This is a genomic window from Microbispora bryophytorum (assembly GCF_006874465.1).
In the GTDB taxonomy this organism is placed as follows: domain Bacteria; phylum Actinomycetota; class Actinomycetes; order Streptosporangiales; family Streptosporangiaceae; genus Microbispora; species Microbispora bryophytorum.
Map to the genome: position 1 here is coordinate 228,042 of NZ_VIRL01000013.1, position 16,715 is coordinate 244,756.

Annotated in this window: 12 protein-coding genes and 1 rRNA gene; all 13 read right to left on the bottom strand. The window is 70.5% G+C overall.

The window, feature by feature from the left end; translation table 11 throughout:
- Window positions 1–138 precede the first annotated feature (138 nt).
- Window positions 139–3,093 carry an Rne/Rng family ribonuclease gene (locus tag FLX07_RS23085; protein WP_142573247.1) on the bottom strand — a complete coding sequence of 985 codons (2,955 nt, stop codon included), beginning with the start codon at window positions 3,091–3,093 and terminating at the stop codon, window positions 139–141.
- A gap of 103 nt (window positions 3,094–3,196) precedes the next feature.
- The gene (locus FLX07_RS23090) at window positions 3,197–3,913 is read right to left on the bottom strand and encodes a TIGR03936 family radical SAM-associated protein (protein ID WP_229689892.1); all 717 of its coding nucleotides are present in this window, start codon (window positions 3,911–3,913) and stop codon (window positions 3,197–3,199) included.
- A gap of 109 nt (window positions 3,914–4,022) precedes the next feature.
- Window positions 4,023–5,945 (bottom strand): TIGR03960 family B12-binding radical SAM protein, encoded by a 1,923-nt coding sequence (locus FLX07_RS23095; protein WP_142573251.1) that lies wholly within the window; start codon window positions 5,943–5,945, stop codon window positions 4,023–4,025.
- A 207-nt stretch (window positions 5,946–6,152) separates the two neighbouring features.
- A complete protein-coding gene (gene rodA / locus FLX07_RS23100) occupies window positions 6,153–7,325 on the bottom strand; it encodes a rod shape-determining protein RodA (protein WP_142573252.1) in 1,173 nt (390 codons plus the stop codon).
- A 12-nt stretch (window positions 7,326–7,337) separates the two neighbouring features.
- Complete coding sequence (mrdA, locus tag FLX07_RS23105) at window positions 7,338–9,392, bottom strand: penicillin-binding protein 2 (protein WP_142573254.1); 2,055 nt, start codon at window positions 9,390–9,392, stop codon at window positions 7,338–7,340.
- The gene (gene mreD, locus FLX07_RS23110; protein WP_142573257.1) at window positions 9,389–9,907 is read right to left on the bottom strand and encodes a rod shape-determining protein MreD; all 519 of its coding nucleotides are present in this window, start codon (window positions 9,905–9,907) and stop codon (window positions 9,389–9,391) included. The genes mrdA and mreD overlap by 4 nt, the downstream gene beginning before the upstream one ends.
- 3 nt (window positions 9,908–9,910) lie before the next feature.
- Window positions 9,911–11,194: a rod shape-determining protein MreC gene (gene mreC, locus FLX07_RS23115; protein ID WP_189105048.1), complete on the bottom strand. Its 1,284-nt coding sequence runs from the start codon at window positions 11,192–11,194 to the stop codon at window positions 9,911–9,913.
- An 8-nt stretch (window positions 11,195–11,202) separates the two neighbouring features.
- A complete protein-coding gene (locus tag FLX07_RS23120) occupies window positions 11,203–12,234 on the bottom strand; it encodes a rod shape-determining protein (RefSeq protein ID WP_142573259.1) in 1,032 nt (343 codons plus the stop codon).
- Window positions 12,235–12,454: 220 nt separating this feature from the next.
- Window positions 12,455–12,865: a nucleoside-diphosphate kinase gene (gene ndk / locus FLX07_RS23125; RefSeq protein WP_142573261.1), complete on the bottom strand. Its 411-nt coding sequence runs from the start codon at window positions 12,863–12,865 to the stop codon at window positions 12,455–12,457.
- A gap of 253 nt (window positions 12,866–13,118) precedes the next feature.
- Window positions 13,119–14,642 (bottom strand): hypothetical protein, encoded by a 1,524-nt coding sequence (locus tag FLX07_RS23130; RefSeq protein WP_142573263.1) that lies wholly within the window; start codon window positions 14,640–14,642, stop codon window positions 13,119–13,121.
- 11 nt (window positions 14,643–14,653) lie between these two features.
- Entirely contained in the window at window positions 14,654–15,004 is a 351-nt protein-coding gene (locus tag FLX07_RS23135) for a DUF4233 domain-containing protein (protein ID WP_229689893.1), read from the bottom strand.
- The gene (locus tag FLX07_RS23140) at window positions 15,001–16,284 is read right to left on the bottom strand and encodes a bifunctional folylpolyglutamate synthase/dihydrofolate synthase (RefSeq protein ID WP_142573317.1); all 1,284 of its coding nucleotides are present in this window, start codon (window positions 16,282–16,284) and stop codon (window positions 15,001–15,003) included. Before FLX07_RS23140 ends, FLX07_RS23135 begins: the two co-directional genes overlap by 4 nt.
- Before the next feature lie 314 nt (window positions 16,285–16,598).
- Window positions 16,599–16,715: ribosomal RNA gene (rrf, locus tag FLX07_RS23145) — 5S ribosomal RNA — on the bottom strand.

Here is a 16,715-nt window from a genome sequence, read left to right on the forward strand (position 1 = left end):
AGCTGCTGTCGATACACGACCGGCGATCCGGGCAGGCGCGCGAAGCCAGGCACGCCAACACCAGGCGCACCGGTTGACCAGAGTACCGGATAGCCGGTACCCAGGTCGAACCGAGCGGATCGCCGGATGACGAGGTCGTTACTCCGCCGTCTTCCTGCGGGAACGTCGCCGTCCCCGGGAAGACGACACGGAGCTGTCGCCCCCGTCGGAGTCGGTGGAATCGGCGTCGATGGCGTCGGTGACGCTCTGGCGCACCGAGCCTGCCGCCACGGCGACGGAACCGTCGCCTGCTCCCACCTTTTCGGCCACCGCTTTCTCGATGGCCATCTTGCCCTGCGTGCCGCGTGGCTCGGGCTTCGCCTCGACCGGCTCGGTCGACACGATGATCCCGCGCCCGTGGCAGCAGTCGCATGGCGTGGAGAACGCCTCCAGCAGGCCCTGACCGACCCGCTTGCGCGTCATCTGCACCAGGCCGAGCGAGGTGACCTCGGCCACCTGGTGCTTCGTCCGGTCCCGCGCCAGGCACTCCAGCAGCCGCCGGAGCACCAGGTCACGGTTGCTCTCCAAAACCATGTCGATGAAGTCGATCACGATGATGCCGCCGATGTCCCGCAGCCTGAGCTGGCGGACGATCTCCTCGGCCGCCTCCAGGTTGTTGCGGGTGACGGTCTCCTCGAGATTGCCGCCCTGCCCGGTGAACTTGCCGGTGTTGACGTCGACGACGGTCATCGCCTCGGTCCTGTCGATCACCAGCGAGCCGCCGGACGGCAGCCACACCTTGCGCTCCATCGCCTTGGCGATCTGCTCGTCGATGCGGTAGGCGGAGAACGCATCGGTCCCCTCCTCCCACTTCGACAGCCGCTCGGCCAGGTGCGGGGCGACGTAGCGGACATACTCGTCCACCGTCGTCCACACCTCGTCGCCCTCGACGACCAGGGAGCCGAAGTCCTCATTGAAAACGTCGCGGATCACCCGGATGGTCAGGTCGGGCTCGCCGGACAGCAACTCCGGCGGGCTGGCCGACTTGGCCTTGCGCTGGATGTTCTCCCACTGGGCCGACAGCCGGGCGACGTCGCGGCTGAGCTCCTCCTCCGAGGCGCCCTCCGCGGCGGTGCGCACGATGACGCCCGCGTTCTCCGGCATGACCTTGCGCAGGATCTGCTTGAGCCGGGCCCGTTCCTTGTCGGGCAGCTTGCGGCTGATCCCGGTCATCGAGCCGTCCGGCACGTAGACCAGGTAGCGGCCGGGCAGGCTGATCTGGGAGGTCAGCCGGGCGCCCTTGTGGCCCATCGGGTCCTTGGTGACCTGGACGAGCACCGACTGCCCGGACTTCAGCGCCGCCTCGATCCGCTTGGGCTGGCCCTCCAGCCCCGCGGTGTCGAAGTTCACCTCGCCGGCGTACAGCACGGCGTTGCGGCCCTTGCCGATGTCCACGAACGCCGCCTCCATCGAGGGCAGCACGTTCTGGACCTTGCCGAGGTAGACGTTACCGACGTACGACTGGCTGGCCTCCCGGTCGACGTAGTGCTCGACGAGGATGCCGTCCTCAAGCACCGCGATCTGGGTGCGGCCGCCCTGACGGCGCACGACCATGATCCGCTCGACCGACTCGCGCCGGGCCAGGAACTCCGACTCCGTGATGATCGGAGGACGGCGGCGGCCCAGCTCACGGCCCTCACGGCGGCGCTGCTTCTTGGCCTCCAGCCGGGTCGATCCCCGTACGCCCTGGACCTCGTCCACTGAGGTGGACCTGGTCGCGCGGGGCGCCCGGATGCGAACGACGGTGTTCGGCGGGTCGTCGGGGGCCAGCTCGGCCTCCTCGGTGCCCCGGCGGCGGCGGCGCCGACGGCGACGAGTGCCAGCCTGGCCCTCGGAGTCGTCCTCCGCCTGCTCGCGGTCGTCCTCCTCGGCCGAGGCGGCCTGGGGCTCCTCGCCCTCGTCCTCCGGCTCCTCGCCGTCCTCGGCGTCCCTGGCGCGGGCACCGCGTCCGCGTCCGCCCCGGCGACGGCGCCGCCTGCGGCTGCCGCCCTCACCCTCGGACTCGTCCTCGCCGGATTCGGCCGGCTCCTCGGTCTCCTCCGGCTCCTCCGCCTCCGCCTCCTCGTCCTCCGCCGGCACCGGCGCGGCCGCGGGTGCCGCGGGCCTCTGCACGGGCACCGCAAACGGGTCGGGGGCCTGGAAGAGCGGCTGGAACAGCGCCGACGGCGCCTGGAAGGTCACCGAGGGCACGGACGCCTGCCGCGCGGACAGACCGAAGGGATCGGCCACCACGTCCGGCCGCCCGCCGCTCTCCTCGTCGTCGACGTCTTCCATGTCGACGTCCTCGATGTCGAGCGGCTCGTCGTCCAGCGGCTCCTCGTCGGGGAGGTTGAGCCGCAGAGCAGCGGCGACCTCCGCCTCGGCGGCGCTCATCGCCCTGGATCGTTCCGGCTCCGGCTCTTCGGCGCGGGCACGGCGGCGGCGCTTCGGGGCGACGGGCTCCTCGGCCTGCGCGGCCTGCACCCTCTCCCCGGCCTGCTCTATCTCCCCTGCCTGCTCCTGCTGCGGGGACGACTCGGTCTCGTCGGTCCTCTTGCGGGTCCGGCGACGCCGCGCGGGCACGGCCGGCTCGTCGTCAGCGGCCGTCACCGGCTCAGCCGTGGCCGCTACCGGTTCTGCGGCCGACACCGGTTGCGGGGCGGCCGGCGGCTCCGCGGCAACCGGCTCCTCGGCGGTCTTCGTGCGGCGGCGGGTGACGCGCTTGGGCCGTTCCTTCGCGACGGGCTCCTCCTGCGCGGGAGGCTGCGCGGTCGGCTCGGCCGCTTCCGGCGCAGTACCCCCTTCGGCCTTCGGCGCAGTGCCTCCTGCCGCCTTCGGCGCTGCGCTCTCCGCCGCCTTCGGCTGGGTGGCCGCGGCCACCGTGGTCACCGGCGGCGGCAGGTCGTCCGGCTCGGGCGGAGGCCCGGCCGGGCGGCTCGCCGCCCGGCGGCGCGGGGTCGTCGTGGACGCGCCGGACGGACCGGAGGAAACCTGCCCCCCGGCCTGGCCGCGTTCTTCCGTTGTCGTGTCACCGTCAAGGCTCACAGCCCCGTCGGTGGGCTCGTTGTCGAGCATGCGGGCGCTCTCCCGTCAGCCCCCGGGCACGTTTCCGCGCCGCGCGGAGGCTCTCGTCTCTCGCGGTCCGCCGGGCTTCCTGTCGGCGCCTCGGCGGCAAGTCTTATCGGTCTCCGCCTGCCCGGTCGAAGGCGAACGGGTCGGCGGGCTCACCGGTCATCGCGTCGAGCGGCCCCTGCGCCAGCCTGGTCACCGCTGGGGGTGACGGCGGCGCGAAGCCTGCCACGAGACGCAGACCCATGAGCGCGTCATCGGGCCGGACGGCAGGTGTTTCGTGCCGAACAACCATACGAAGTATGACACACGGTTGAACGGTCTCCTGACCTGCCGTAATTCCCGGCCCCTCCACGACGGCCAGCGAACGCACCGCCTGGCGGGCGTCGAACCGCCGCATTCCCTTCTTGGTCAGACGTTCGACCTCCACCAGGTCGGCGGCGAGGAACTCCTTCACCGCCCGCTCGGCCTCGGCGGGATCGACCCCGGGGAGCCGCAGCTCCCACATCGAGCCCTCCAGCCGGTCGGCGAGGTTCCCGTCCCGCGCCTCCACCACGTCGAGCACGTCCAGCCCCGGCGGCAGCGAGGCGTCGAGGTCGTCGCGAACCCGCCGCGGATCGCACGGACGGTTCACCCCGATCTCGAGGTACTCGGCCTCGCTCGCCACTCCGGTGGGTGCGGCGCCCGCGTAGGAGATCTTCGGGTGGGGGCTGAAGCCGGCGCTGTAGGCCACCGGGATACCGGCTCGCCGCACCGCCCTTTCGACGGCGCGGGAGATGTCGCGATGACTGGTGAAGCGCAGGCGGCCCCGCTTGGCGTAGCGCACGCGAAGGCGCTGCACGGTGGGTTCGGGCGCGGGCCCGTCGGGAACGGGTTTCAGAGCTCCGTCGTCCTTCCGCTGTCGGTCGATCGTCTTTCAGAATAAGCCGTGAGCATCAGATCACGGTGAGTGGCAGCAGTTTTCTGCCCGTCGGGCCGATCTGGATCTCCGTCCCCATCGTGGGGCAGACACCGCAGTCGTAGCAGGGCGTCCAGCGGCAGTCCTCGACTTCGACCGTGTTGAGCGCGTCCTGCCAGTCCTGCCACAGCCACTCGCGGTCGAGGCCGGCGTCGAGGTGATCCCAGGGAAGCACCTCGTGCTCGTCCCGATCGCGCGTCGTGTACCAGTCGACGTCGACCGGCTCGTCGGCGAAGGCACGCTCGGCCGCGGCCATCCACCGCTCGAACGAGAAGTGCTCGCTCCAGCCGTCGAAACGGCCGCCGTCCTCCCAGACGGCCCGGATGACCTTGCCCACCCGCCGGTCGCCCCGCGACAGCAGCCCCTCCACGATCGACGGCTTGCCGTCGTGGTAGCGGTAGCCGATGGCCCTGCCGTACTCCTTGTCGGAGCGCAGGGCGTCGCGCAGCGCGCGCAGCCGGCGGTCCACCGTCTCGTGGTCGCACTGGGCGGCCCACTGGAACGGGGTGTGCGGCTTGGGCACGAACCCGCCGATGGAGACCGTGCAGCGGATGTCGCGCGATCCCGTCGCATCGCGGCCCGCCTTGATGACCTTCTTGGCCAGGTCGGCGATGCCGAGGACGTCCTCGTCCTCCTCGGTCGGGAGCCCGCACATGAAGTAGAGCTTCACCTGCCGCCACCCGTTGGAGTAGGCGGTGGTGACCGTGCGGATGAGGTCCTCCTCGGTGACCATCTTGTTGATCACCTTGCGCATCCGCTCGGATCCGCCCTCCGGCGCGAACGTGAGACCCGAACGGCGGCCGTTGCGGGACAGCTCGTTCGCCAGGTCGATGTTGAACGCGTCGACCCTGGTGGACGGCAGGGACAGGCCGATCTGGCCGCCCTCGTAGCGGTCGGCGAGACCCTTCGTGACACCGGCGATCTCGGAGTGGTCCGCGCTGGACAGCGACAGCAGCCCGACCTCGCTGAAGCCGGACTCCCTGATCCCCGCCTCGACCATGTCGCCGATCGTGGTGATCGACCGCTCCCGGACCGGACGGGTGATCATCCCCGCCTGGCAGAAGCGGCAGCCCCGGGTGCAGCCCCGGAAGATCTCGACGCTGAACCGCTCGTGCACGGTCTCGGCAAGCGGGACCAGAGGTTTCTTCGGGTACGGCCATTCGTCGAGGTCCATGACCGTGTGCTTGAACACGCGCGTCGGCACGCCGTCGCGGTTGGGGACGACGCGCATGATGCGGCCGTCCTGGTGATACTCGACGTCATAGAACTTCGGGACGTACACCCCGCCTGTGGAGGCGAGGCGCATCAGCAGCTCGTCGCGGCCTCCGGGCGAGCCCTCGGCCTTCCACTCGCGCAGCACCTCGGAGATCGCGATGGCGATCTGCTCGCCGTCGCCGAGGACGGCGGCGTCGAGGAAGCCGGCGATCGGCTCCGGGTTGAACGCGGCATGGCCGCCCGCCAGTACGATCGGATCCTCGTCGGTGCGGTCCGCCGCCTCCAGCGGGATCCCCGCCAGATCGAGCGCGGTGAGGAGGTTCGTGTAGCCGAGTTCGGTCGCGAACGACACCCCGAGGACGTCGAACGCGCGAACCGGCCGGTGCCCGTCCACGGTGAACTGCGGGACACCCTCGGACCGCATGAGCGCCTCAAGGTCGGGCCACACCGCGTAGGTGCGCTCCGCCAGTGTCTCGGGCAGCTCGTTGAGGATCTCGTAGAGGATCTGCACCCCCTGGTTGGGCAGGCCGACCTCGTAGGCGTCCGGGTACATCAGGGCCCACCGGACGGTCGCCTCGTCCCAGTCCTTGACCGTCGAGTTCAGCTCGCCCCCGACGTACTGGATCGGCTTCTGCACCTTGGGCAGCAGCGGCTCCAGGCGGGGAAACAACGACTCGACAGACATGTATCCAGGGTATCGGCTCCGGAGAGTGGCCCCTGCGGATCTTCCATCCTCAGAAGGGGCGCCAGATCCGGTCCGCCCCGCGCCCGGCGAGGCCGGGCGGCGGCGTGGTCCGGCGTGGGCGACACCGTCGCGTCACGCGTCCGCGAGCCCGGACCCGGCGCCCTGCGGGTGGGCGCCGGGTCGATCTCGCGTGCCCGCGGGCACAGGTCACCCGGGCCGCGACCGGAGATGGATCGCCTGCAGGATGGCCACCGCCGTCATGTTCGCGAACGTCGCCGTGCCGCCGTAGGAGACGAACGGCAGCGGCACGCCGGTGATCGGCATGATGCCGATGGTCATGCCGACGTTGACGAGCGTCTGGAAGGCCAGCCAGGCGACGATGCCGCCGGCGACAAGCGCGCTGAACCGGTCGCCGCACATCCGGGCGATCCGCGCGCCGCGCAGCAGCACCACGCCGAGCAGGGCCACCACGGTGACCGACCCGACGAAGCCGAGCTCCTCACCTGCGACGGTGAAGATGAAGTCGGTGTGCTGCTCGGGCACGAAGCGTCCCGTGGTCTGGCCGCCGTGGAACAGGCCCTTGCCGAACACCTCGCCCGACCCGATCGCCACCAGCGCCTGCGTGCTGTTGTAGCCCACGCCGCGCGGGTCGCTCGACGGGTCGATGAGCGCGGTGAACCGCGCCACCTGGTAGGGCTTGAGCAGCCCCAGCGACCACACCGCCATGGCGGCGAGGGCCGCGAGCACCACCCCGGCCACCACCCAGCGCTTGCGTATCCCGGCGAAGACGATGATCGCGCCGGGCGTCGCCAGCAGCACCATCGTGGTGCCGAGGTCGGGCTGCAACATGACCAGCGCCGCCGCGCCGCCCACCACCGCGAGGGACAGCGCGACTCCGGTGACCCTCGGCCGGTCCTTGGTCTTCCCCTTCTCGGACGTCGGGGCCAGCAGCCGCGCCAGCATCACCACCAGCGCCGGCTTCATGAGCTCCGCCGGCTGCAGGGCGAAACCCCCGCCCAGCAGGATCCACGAGTGGTGACCGTTGACCGTCGATCCCATCGGGCTGATGACCAGGATCAGCCCGATGACGGCGATGCCGTACAGGACCGGCGCGTACGCGCGCAGCCAGCGGTAGTCGGTCACCGCGATCGCGCTGTAGAGGGCCAGGCCGATGAGCAGGTTGAGCACGTGCTTCTTGGCCATGCCCGTCGGCTCGATCGACGACCACGTCCGGGTGGCCGACCACACCAGCAGCGTGCCGACCGCGCCGAGCGCGACCACCGCGCCGAACAGCAGCCAGTCCATCCGCCAGACGACCGATCCCCGTCCGACGACGCGGCTCGCGAACGACCTCCGCCGTACCCCGAGGGCTTCAGTCATGGCAGGTCCGCCTCACTGCGTTTCGCGGCTGATGGCCGGCAGCCGCGTCACCGGTTTGCCGTCCGGAAGCGCCGGCTTGAGCGGCTTGCCGTCGTCTCCCTTGCCGATGCCGAAGATCCCCTCCCAGATGCGCCGCGCCGCGGGCGCGGCGGTCGAGGCGCCGAAGCCGCCCTGCGCCACCATCACGACGGTGACCAGCCGGGGATTGTCCGCGGGTGCGAAGGACGCGAACCACGACGTGTCCTCCTTGCCGTAGACCTCCGCCGTACCGGTCTTGCCGCCGATCTTGACGACGTTCATCGGGAACCCGCGGAACGCACCCGCGGCCGTGCCGTCCGAGGGGACCTCGCTGAGGGCCTTGCGGATGTAGGTGCGGGTCTCGTCGTTGACCGGCAGGTGGCCCATGATCGGGACCGGGATCTCCTGCTTAAGGGTGCCGTCCGGACGCATCAGCGCCCAGCCGACACGCGGGCTGCGCACGTTGCCGTCGCCCAGCAGCGCCGCGTACGCCCGAGCGAGCTGGAGCGGGGTGACCAGGACGTCGCCCTGCCCGATCGAGAGGTTGACCGCCTCGTAGGCGTGGAAGATCATGCCCTCCAGGCAGTTCTCGTTGGCGAGCCGCTTGGCGAACGCGGCCCGGCTCTGGTCCTTCATGTCCGGATAGCCGATCTTGGCGCGCTTGCACATCTCCGACTTGGTGGAGTTGTACAGGTCGAGCTTCCACGCCCGGGTCGGGATGCGGCCCGCGGACTCGCCGGGCAGGTCGATGCCGGTGCGCTTGCCGAAGCCGTAGGCCTTGGCCATGTTCGGCATCGGCTCCTTGACCTTGGCCTTGGGCGTCTTGCCGCCGTCGCGCAGCCACTCCTCGTATCCGGCCTTGTAGAACACGGTGTCGCACGACTTGACCAGCGCCTCGTGCAGCGAGATCGCGCCCAGGCTCATGCCGCCCGCGTTCGGGTACGCCCGGCCCTCGACGTTGTAGGAACCCGGGCACTGGTAGGTGCCGTGCAGGGGCTCGCCGTCGGCGATCATCGCCGACGCCGAGCTGATCTTGAAGGTCGAACCCGGAGCGTACTCGCCGGCGATCGCCCGCGACACCAGCGGCTTGCCCGACTTGTCCGACAGCAGCCGCCGGTAGTCCTTCTCCAAGATGCCGCCCGTCCAGACCTTGGGGTCGTACGTCGGCCGGCTGGCCATCGCGATCACGCGGCCGGTCTTGATGTCGAGCACCACGGCGGCGGCGCCGTCCGAGTTCGGCACCTCCCGTATGGCCTGATCGATCGACTTCTCGACGATGCGCTGCACGTTGGCGTCGATGCTGGTCACCAGGACGTCGCCGGGGACCGGGTCGGACTGCTGGTTGACCGTGATGACCTTGCCCATCCGGTCGACCTGGACGTTGCGCAGACCGGGCGCGCCGCGCAGGGCGGAGTCGTAGGTGCGCTCCAGCCCGTCGCGGCCGGTGAGGTCGACGCCCGAGTAGTCGGCCTTGAGACCCTCGCGCTTTTCCAGCTCGCTCTGCGTCACCGGCTGCAGGTAGCCGAGGAGCTGGGCGGCGTCCTTGCCGTTGGGATAGTCACGCATCGCCTGGATGTCGGCTGTGACGCCGGGGAAGTCCTCCTGGCGTTCCAGGATCTGCAGCGCCGCCCGCGGGTTGACGTTGCTGGCGACCGGGATCGGCGTGTACGGCGAGCCGGGCCAGCACGGGCGGCTGATGCCGGGCCCGCAGGCACGGATCTCCTGCTTCAGCTTCGACAGCGGCACCTTCAGCACGGCGGACAGCCGCCGCAGGACCGCGTCGCCGCCGTCCTGCATCCGCTCCAACCGGCCGCGGTCCACGGAGACCACCAGCGTCGTACGGTTGCGCACGAGCGGGCGCCCGGAGGAGTCGAGGATCGCCCCTCTCAGGGCGGGGACCCGCACCTCACGGGTGCGCGTCTCCGTCGCGACCGTGACGAACCGCGATCCCTGCACCACCTGGACCTGCCACAGCCGGACGACGAGCACCACGATCATGGCGATGACCAGCACCTGCAGGACGAGCAGGCGTCCGCGCAAACGTGTCATGCCGTCCCCCGTCTATAGCTCGGCACGAGCTCGCCACCACCGGCACGCCTGCGGTGGCCGCCGTGCGTGACCTTGACCGCCCAGAGCACCAGCGGAGCGGCCACGAGATTGCAGATCGCGGCCCGAGGCCATGCCGTGGCCAGCACGGGCCAGGTGACCCCCGGGGCGCCGATCAGCGCGCCCAGGCCCGCCAGCATGCCGGGCGCGACCAACGCGCACACCGCCACCGCGAGCAGCGGCACTCGCTCTCCCACACGCCCCGCCACGTAGCCGAGGGCGCACAGCACCAGCGCGTACTGGCCCAGCGTGTGGTTGGAGGGGGGCAGCAGGTCGTAGGCGAGCCCTCCACAGAAGCCGATCACCGCACCCGGCACGGGCCCGCGCCTGGTCGCGAGCGCGGCGACCGTCAACAGCACCAGGTCGGGCGCCCAGGAGAACAACAGCCGGTTGACCACGCTGACCTGGAGCACCAGAGCGACGAAGAGCAGTAGCGCGGCGAGGAGGTTGCGGGCCATCGGTCAGTTCCTCCCGCCGCGGGCGTCGTCCGCCGCGGCGCCGTCGTGCTGCCGAGGCGCATTGCGCGGCTCGACGGCGGCGGGTCGTTCATGTGCGGCGGGCGCCTCCTGCGCATGCGGCTCCTGCGCGTCCTGCTCGCGGGCACGCGGCTCCTGCGCGTCCTGCTCGCGGGCACGCGGCTCCTGGGCGTACTGCTCCCCGTCCACCGCCTGCGTGCCGTGCCGGCCACGCCGCTCCGGCGCGGCCTCGGGCCGCCCCTCGCGCGCCTGCCGCTCGGTCGTGGCCCGCGACTCGTCGCCCCCGCCGCGACCCCGATCGCCGAGCCCCCACTCGGCCTCCAGCGAAGTGCGTCCCTGCCCGCGGCCGTCGTCACCGCGCCGCTGGTCCTCGCGGGGCGGCTTCGGCGGCGGCGGCTTCGCGGGCAGCACCGCGTCGCGCGGATCACGCTTGGGCGCCGCGACCACCACGCCGACGACGTCCAGCGCGGAGAAGTCGGTGAAGGGCCGCGCGTAGGCCGTCCTGGTCACCTCACCCGGCGTGTTGTCGACCCGCTCGACCACGCCGATCGGCACTCCCGGCACGTACGGCTTGCTCTGCTGAGAACCGAACGAGACGATCCGGCGGCCGACGCCGATCGGCACGGTGGAGTCGAGCAGGCGGAACCTGATGAGGTTGCCGCCGCCGCCCGCCTCGCCGAGGCCGCTCACGACGCCGAGCTCGTTGCCGCCCTCCAGCCTGGCTCCGGCGGACAGGGCCGGGTCGCTCAGCAGGGCCACCGTCGAGCCGGCCGGGCCTGTCTGCACGACGCGGCCGACCAACCCGGCATCGCTGAGCACCGTCATGTCGGGCCGGATCCCGTCACCGGTGCCGGCGTCGATCTCGACCGTGTCCTCGAAACCTGCGACCGTACGCCGCGCGACGACCTGGGCCGGCACGATGCGGTAGCGGCCAAGCCCCGCCAGACCGAGCATGCGGTCCAGTTTCTCGGCCCGCCCCTTGTCGAGCCGCTGCGCCGACACCTCGTCCCGGAGCCGCGCGTTCTCCTTGCGCAGGTCGGCGATGGCGCGCTGGGCGGAGGGCGCGTCGCGCAGCATGCCGACGAATCCGGTGATCGGCCGGGTGACTGCGGCGCCGACGCGCTCCACTTTGCCGAACACGGCGCCCGCGAAGTCGCGCACCGGGCCGAGGACGTGGTTGTCCCCGGCCCGGTGATCCACCGTGATGAGGATCAGCGCCACGGCGAGGAGGACTCCGAGCGTGAGACGGGCGCGGCGGGTGTCTCTCATGACGCTCCTTAGTTGCGGGGCTCCGGCACGAGCACCTGCTGGAGGGCTTCAAAGTCCTCCACGCACCGCCCGGAGCCGAGCGCGACCGAGTCGAGCGCGTTCTCGGCCAGGTGGACCGGCATGCCGGTCTCCTCGCGCAATCGGTCGACCATGCCGCGCAACAGGGCGCCGCCACCGGTCACGGCGATCCCTCGGTCCATGAGGTCACCGGAGAGCTCAGGCGGGCACTTGTCCAGCGTCGACTTCACCGCGTCGACGATCGCGTTGACGGGCTCGGCGATCGACCTGCGGATCTCTTCGGCGCTGATGACGACTGTCTTCGGCAGGCCGCTGACGAGGTCGCGGCCGCGCACCTCGGCATGGAAGTCCTCGCCTGTGACGCAGGCGGACCCGACGGCGATCTTGACCTCCTCCGCGGTGCGCTCGCCCAGCATCAGCGAGTACTCCTTCTTGGTGAAGGAGATGACCGCCTGATCGAGTTCGTCGCCCCCGACGCGGATCGACTGGCTGGTCACAATGCCGCCCATCGAGATGATGGCCACCTCGGTGGTGCCGCCGCCGATGTCGACGACCATGTTGCCCGTCGGCTCGTGCACCGGCAGGCCGGCTCCGATGGCGGCCGCCATCGGTTCCTCGATGATGTACACGCGGCGGGCCCCGGCCTGGTAGCCCGCTTCCTTCACCGCGCGTTGCTCCACGGCGGTGATGCCGCTCGGCACGGCCACGATGATGCGCGGGCGCACGAAGTGCCGCCGTTTGTGGATCTTCTGGATGAAGTACCGCAGCATTCGCTCGGTCACATCGAAATCCGCGATGACACCATCCCTGAGGGGACGGATCGCGACGATGTTTCCGGGCGTCCGCCCGATCATCCGCTTCGCTTCTATCCCAACTGCCACGATCTTTCCGGTCGTGACGTTGATGGCGACGACGGACGGCTCGTTCAGGACGATGCCGCGCCCTCGGACGTAGACGAGAGTGTTCGCCGTGCCAAGGTCAACAGCCATGTCACGGCCCAGGAATGTCAGCTTGCTGCCCATGCGGAAGGAAGCCTTCCTTCAGGTGGTTAGCGGTTACCGGGTTCAGCGGGAGTGCGGGATGACGCATCGCATTCGAATCGTAACGGCCTGTGCTCATGACTGGGCACATCGACCTCTCAAGCCCCCGGAAAAACCGCTGTGCCCCTGCCTAAGCTCGGTCACCACCTGGAAAAACACGAGAGGCCCCGGGTTTGAACCGAGGCCTCTCGCGTGGTAAAGACTAGAAACGGTCCGGAAAGAAAATCTTGATTTCCCGGGCCGCGGACTCCGGCGAATCGGAGCCGTGGACGACGTTCTCGCCGATCTCCAGGGCGTGGTCGCCGCGGATGGTGCCGGGCGCGGACTTCACCGGGTCGGTCAGGCCGGCCAGGGCGCGGAACGCCTCGACGGCGCGGGGGCCCTCAAGCACCATCGCGACCAGCGGGCCTCCGGTGATGAAGTCCACCAGTTCGCCGAAGAACGGGCGCTCGGAGTGCTCGGCGTAGTGGGCCTTGGCCGTCTCGGCGTCGAGCGTGCGCAGTTCCATCGCCACGATCTTGAGGCCCTTGCGCTCGATGCGGCCGATGACGTCCCCGATGAGGCCGCGACGGACCCCGTCGGGCTTGATCAGGACAAGCGTACGCTCGGACACGGTCTCTTCTCCTAAGGTCGTTTGACTCGCCGTACACGGTGGCCCGGTGGATCGCAGGCCCACTCGTCACGCGTCTGGGGAGCTCCGGCTGAGGAGCTCCGACGCAACGGCAGCTTACCGGTCCGGGAACGCCGCTCCGATCGGGCGAGCCCGGTGACGGCGGGTGTGTGGCGGCGGGTCTGTGACGGCTGGGCGGATCGTCTGAGACAGCGTCCCCGTGTGCGGCTCGTGTGCGGCGGTGTGGTGGGTGGTGTCAGTCTGCGGGGCCGGCGCCCCTGGGGATGTTGTCGTCCTCCTCCGGCGAGGGCGTCGGCGCGGGGATCACCACCTCACCGTTTACCGACGCGGCGGCGGCCCGCCGGGTCAGGACGGAGGCGAGCACGATCACTCCGACCACGACGAACCCACCGACCAGCGCCCATATGTGCAAGGCGTCGATGAACCCGTCGACCAGGGCGTTCCCGTCGCCCTGTGCGGTCGCCGCGGCGTCCTGCAGCCGGTTCACCTGGATGCCGGTGCCGAGCAGGAAGCCCGCGAGCACGGCCGGGAAACACAGCGACAGCCCCAGCATCGCCGATCCGAGGCCCGCCGTGCGGAACGCGCCGACCAGCGCCACCGCCGACCCCGCTGCCAGCAGGACGAACGGCACCACCAGCGGCGTGCCCGACGGCGCCGGAACCAGCAGCCTGATCGCGGCCAGCCCCGCGACGACGGCCGCGAGACCGAGGACCGTCATCCGGGCCGCGAACGTCTCGGGCGTCCGCCCCGCGAGAACGGCGGCCACAAGCGCGATCACCGCGGCCACCAGGAACGGCATCCACAGGCCCTTCAGGCCGGGACCGCCCAGGGGACCGCCGAGCTCGATGTAGGTCATCTGCGCGGCGGTCGGCAGCACCACCAGCCCCACCGCGACGTTGACGAAGGCGAGCGTACGGCCGCCGAGCCCCTCGAACGTGCCGAGCGCCGCGAGGGCCAGCATCGCCACCACCACGACCGCCGCGGCGATGACGACCAGGCGCGGCGGCCAGTCGAAGGTGATTCCGACGCCCAGCACCGCGATGGCCGCGGCGGGCACGATGGCCAGCGCGAGCCGCCCGCGCTCCGCCGACGTCGGCCGGCCCGCGGGCAGGATCTTCCCTTCGGCCCGCGTCCCGCCGTCACCGGAGATCATCCAGAGCACCAGGTATGCCGCGGCGAGCGCCAGCGCCACCCCCGTGAGCAGCGGGTACGGCTGGAGGGTGACCTGCCAGGAGGACACGTCGCGGATCGCCCACAGGGCGAGGGCCTGGGCCGACAGCAGCGAGGCGGCGAGCGCGCCCGCCCAGATCGGCAGCAGCACCCGATGCCGGGGGCGTTCGGCGACCGCGACCAGAGTGGCCGGCACGAGCATGCCCGCGCCGATCCCGTGGAGCACCCGCAGCACGCCGACGAGCGTGACGGTGTCGGTGTAGCCCCCGGCGACGTCGGCGAGCGCGAGCAGCGTGAGACCCGCCACAAGGATCGGCGCCGCGCGGAACCTGCGCACCGCCACCGCGGCGAGCGGCACGGTCACCAGCATGGCGGGCAGCGCAAGGCCATGCGCGCGGATCATCTCGACCTGCGACATGCCCGGCGGCAGCAGCGCCGCCACGACGGAGATCGTGTTCGGGATGGCGACGAGCGCGAGCGGAAGGGCCACCAGGGTGAGTAGCCCGATGACGACGTCGACCAGCAGGGGGACGCGCACGGCACGGACCGGCACGGCGGTCCGTGCCTGCGGTACGGGAGGGACGGCCATGGTTGCCGACTTTAGCGCTTCGTTGCCCCTTCGACACGGCGAGCGACGAAGATGGCCGTTATCCACAGGGCAGTGAAGATCACTCCGAGGAAGAACATGACCGGGACCAGGAATCCTGTAGCGATTGTCAGGATTTCAAGCCCAGTGCCCGCAATGTACGCGTACGGGCGTTTCAGCAGGCCGGCGACCACCACGCACAGGACGGCCAGCCCGAGCCCGACGGTCAGCGCGAGCGGCGTGGACACGTGGTTGATGGTGATCGCGACAGGGCTGATGAGCGCGACGACGATCGCCTGCATCCCGAGGACGGTCGCGCAGAGCCGGCGCATGCCGGGGGTCACCTCGAACACGACGCTGCTCACTTGGCGGCCCTGAGGAGAATGCGCGCGTCGCCCGCCGTCACGACCGAACCGGTGATGAGGACACCGGAGCCGAACTCGTCGCCCTGGTCGGCCAGCGCGACGCCCCTGTCGATGGCGTCATCGAGCCGGTCCTCGATGTGGACGCGATCCTGGCCGAACACGGCCTCCGCCCGCGCCGCGAGGTCGTCCGGGCTCAGCGATCGAGGCGAGGAGTTGCGGGTGACCACGATCTCCTCGGCCACCGGCTCCAGTAGTTCCAAAATCGTGTCCACGTCCTTGTCCGCCATCATGGCCACCACGGCGACGAGCCGGGTGAATCCGAACGCCTCGGTCAGCGCCTCGACCGTGGCCTCCATGCCCGCGGGATTGTGCGCCGCGTCGATCAGGACGGTCGGGCCCCGTCGCACGATCTCCAACCGCCCGGGGCTGCTCACCTGGGCGAAGGCCTGCCGTACGACCTCATCGCCCAGCGGGTCGTCGCCGGCCGTCAGAGCCTCCACCGCGGCCAGGGCGCCCACGGCGTTACCCGCCTGATGCGCGCCGTACAACGGCAGGAACACGTCCTCGTAAACGCCCTTCAAGCCTCTGAGCTGGAGCATCTGGCCGCCCAAGGCGAGCTCGCGATTCAGCACCCCGAACTCCAGCCCCTCGCGGGCGACCACCGCACCGACCTCGGCCGCGCGCCGCATCAGCACCTCGGCGGCCGGCAGCGCCTGCTGCGCCAGCATGGCCGTCGCCTTCGGCTTGATGATGCCGGCCTTCTCACCGGCGATCGTCGCGATGTCCGGACCGAGGTAGTCCGTGTGATCGAGCGAGATGGGCGTGATGACGGCGACCGTTCCGTCAGCGACGTTCGTCGCGTCCCAGGTGCCGCCCATGCCGGTCTCAACCACGGCGACGTCCACGGGGGCGTCCGCGAATGCCGCGAACGCCATCGCCGTCAGCACCTCGAAGAAACTCAGCTTGCCCACCCTGGCGTCGATCATCTCGAGGTAGGGGGCGACGTCCTGGTACACCTCGGCGAACCGCTCCTCCGACAGGGGCTCGCCGTCGATCGAGATGCGCTCGCGCATCGACTGCAGATGAGGGCTCGTGTAGCGGCCCACCCGCAGGTTACGCTCGCGCAGCAGAGCCTCGACCATGCGCGCGGTGCTCGTCTTCCCGTTGGTGCCCGCGACATGAACGACCTTGTACGAATGCTGGGGGTCGCCGAGGATCTCCATCAGCGCGGTGATCCGGTCAAGAGTGGGGCTGAAATCCCACTCCACTCCCCGTGCCATGATCGCTTGCTCGACGGCTCGATATTCCACGACCCTCAGCGTACGGGAACTCGTGGCCGCCCCTTCACGAGGCGGTACGCGGTGCGGGTGATCTGAGCACGGGCTGCTCCACGACGCGGGCAGCGGACGGCTGTTGGAGTCGGGTGGGTCCGATACGCGAAAGCCCGGACACGCCAACCCCAGACATGCGAAAGCCCCGGCCAACCACAGCCGGGGCAACCCCCAACACCACAAACAAAAAAAGGGGGGGTGATGGTCAACCCCCCAGAAAATGAGGAAGGGCCACCCCAATGGGATGGCCCTCCACAAAGATTGTCCGGCGGCGTCCTACTCTCCCACACCGTCCCCGGTGCAGTACCATCGGCGCTGGCAGGCTTAACTTCCGGGTTCGGAATGTAACCGGGTGTTTCCCTGCCGCTATAACCGCCGTA

Bases quoted from the DNA above. Each gene is read 5' to 3' on its own strand.
- mreD (WP_142573257.1), bottom strand. From the start codon at position 9,907: ATGGCCCGCAACCTCCTCGCCGCGCTACTGCTCTTCGTCGCTCTGGTG.
- FLX07_RS23120 (WP_142573259.1), bottom strand. From the start codon at position 12,234: ATGGGCAGCAAGCTGACATTCCTGGGCCGTGACATGGCTGTTGACCTT.
- mrdA (WP_142573254.1), bottom strand. From the start codon at position 9,392: ATGACACGTTTGCGCGGACGCCTGCTCGTCCTGCAGGTGCTGGTCATC.
- FLX07_RS23085 (WP_142573247.1), bottom strand. From the start codon at position 3,093: ATGCTCGACAACGAGCCCACCGACGGGGCTGTGAGCCTTGACGGTGAC.
- mreC (WP_189105048.1), bottom strand. From the start codon at position 11,194: ATGAGAGACACCCGCCGCGCCCGTCTCACGCTCGGAGTCCTCCTCGCC.
- FLX07_RS23095 (WP_142573251.1), bottom strand. From the start codon at position 5,945: ATGTCTGTCGAGTCGTTGTTTCCCCGCCTGGAGCCGCTGCTGCCCAAG.
- FLX07_RS23130 (WP_142573263.1), bottom strand. From the start codon at position 14,642: ATGGCCGTCCCTCCCGTACCGCAGGCACGGACCGCCGTGCCGGTCCGT.
- rodA (WP_142573252.1), bottom strand. From the start codon at position 7,325: ATGACTGAAGCCCTCGGGGTACGGCGGAGGTCGTTCGCGAGCCGCGTC.
- FLX07_RS23140 (WP_142573317.1), bottom strand. From the start codon at position 16,284: ATGGCACGGGGAGTGGAGTGGGATTTCAGCCCCACTCTTGACCGGATC.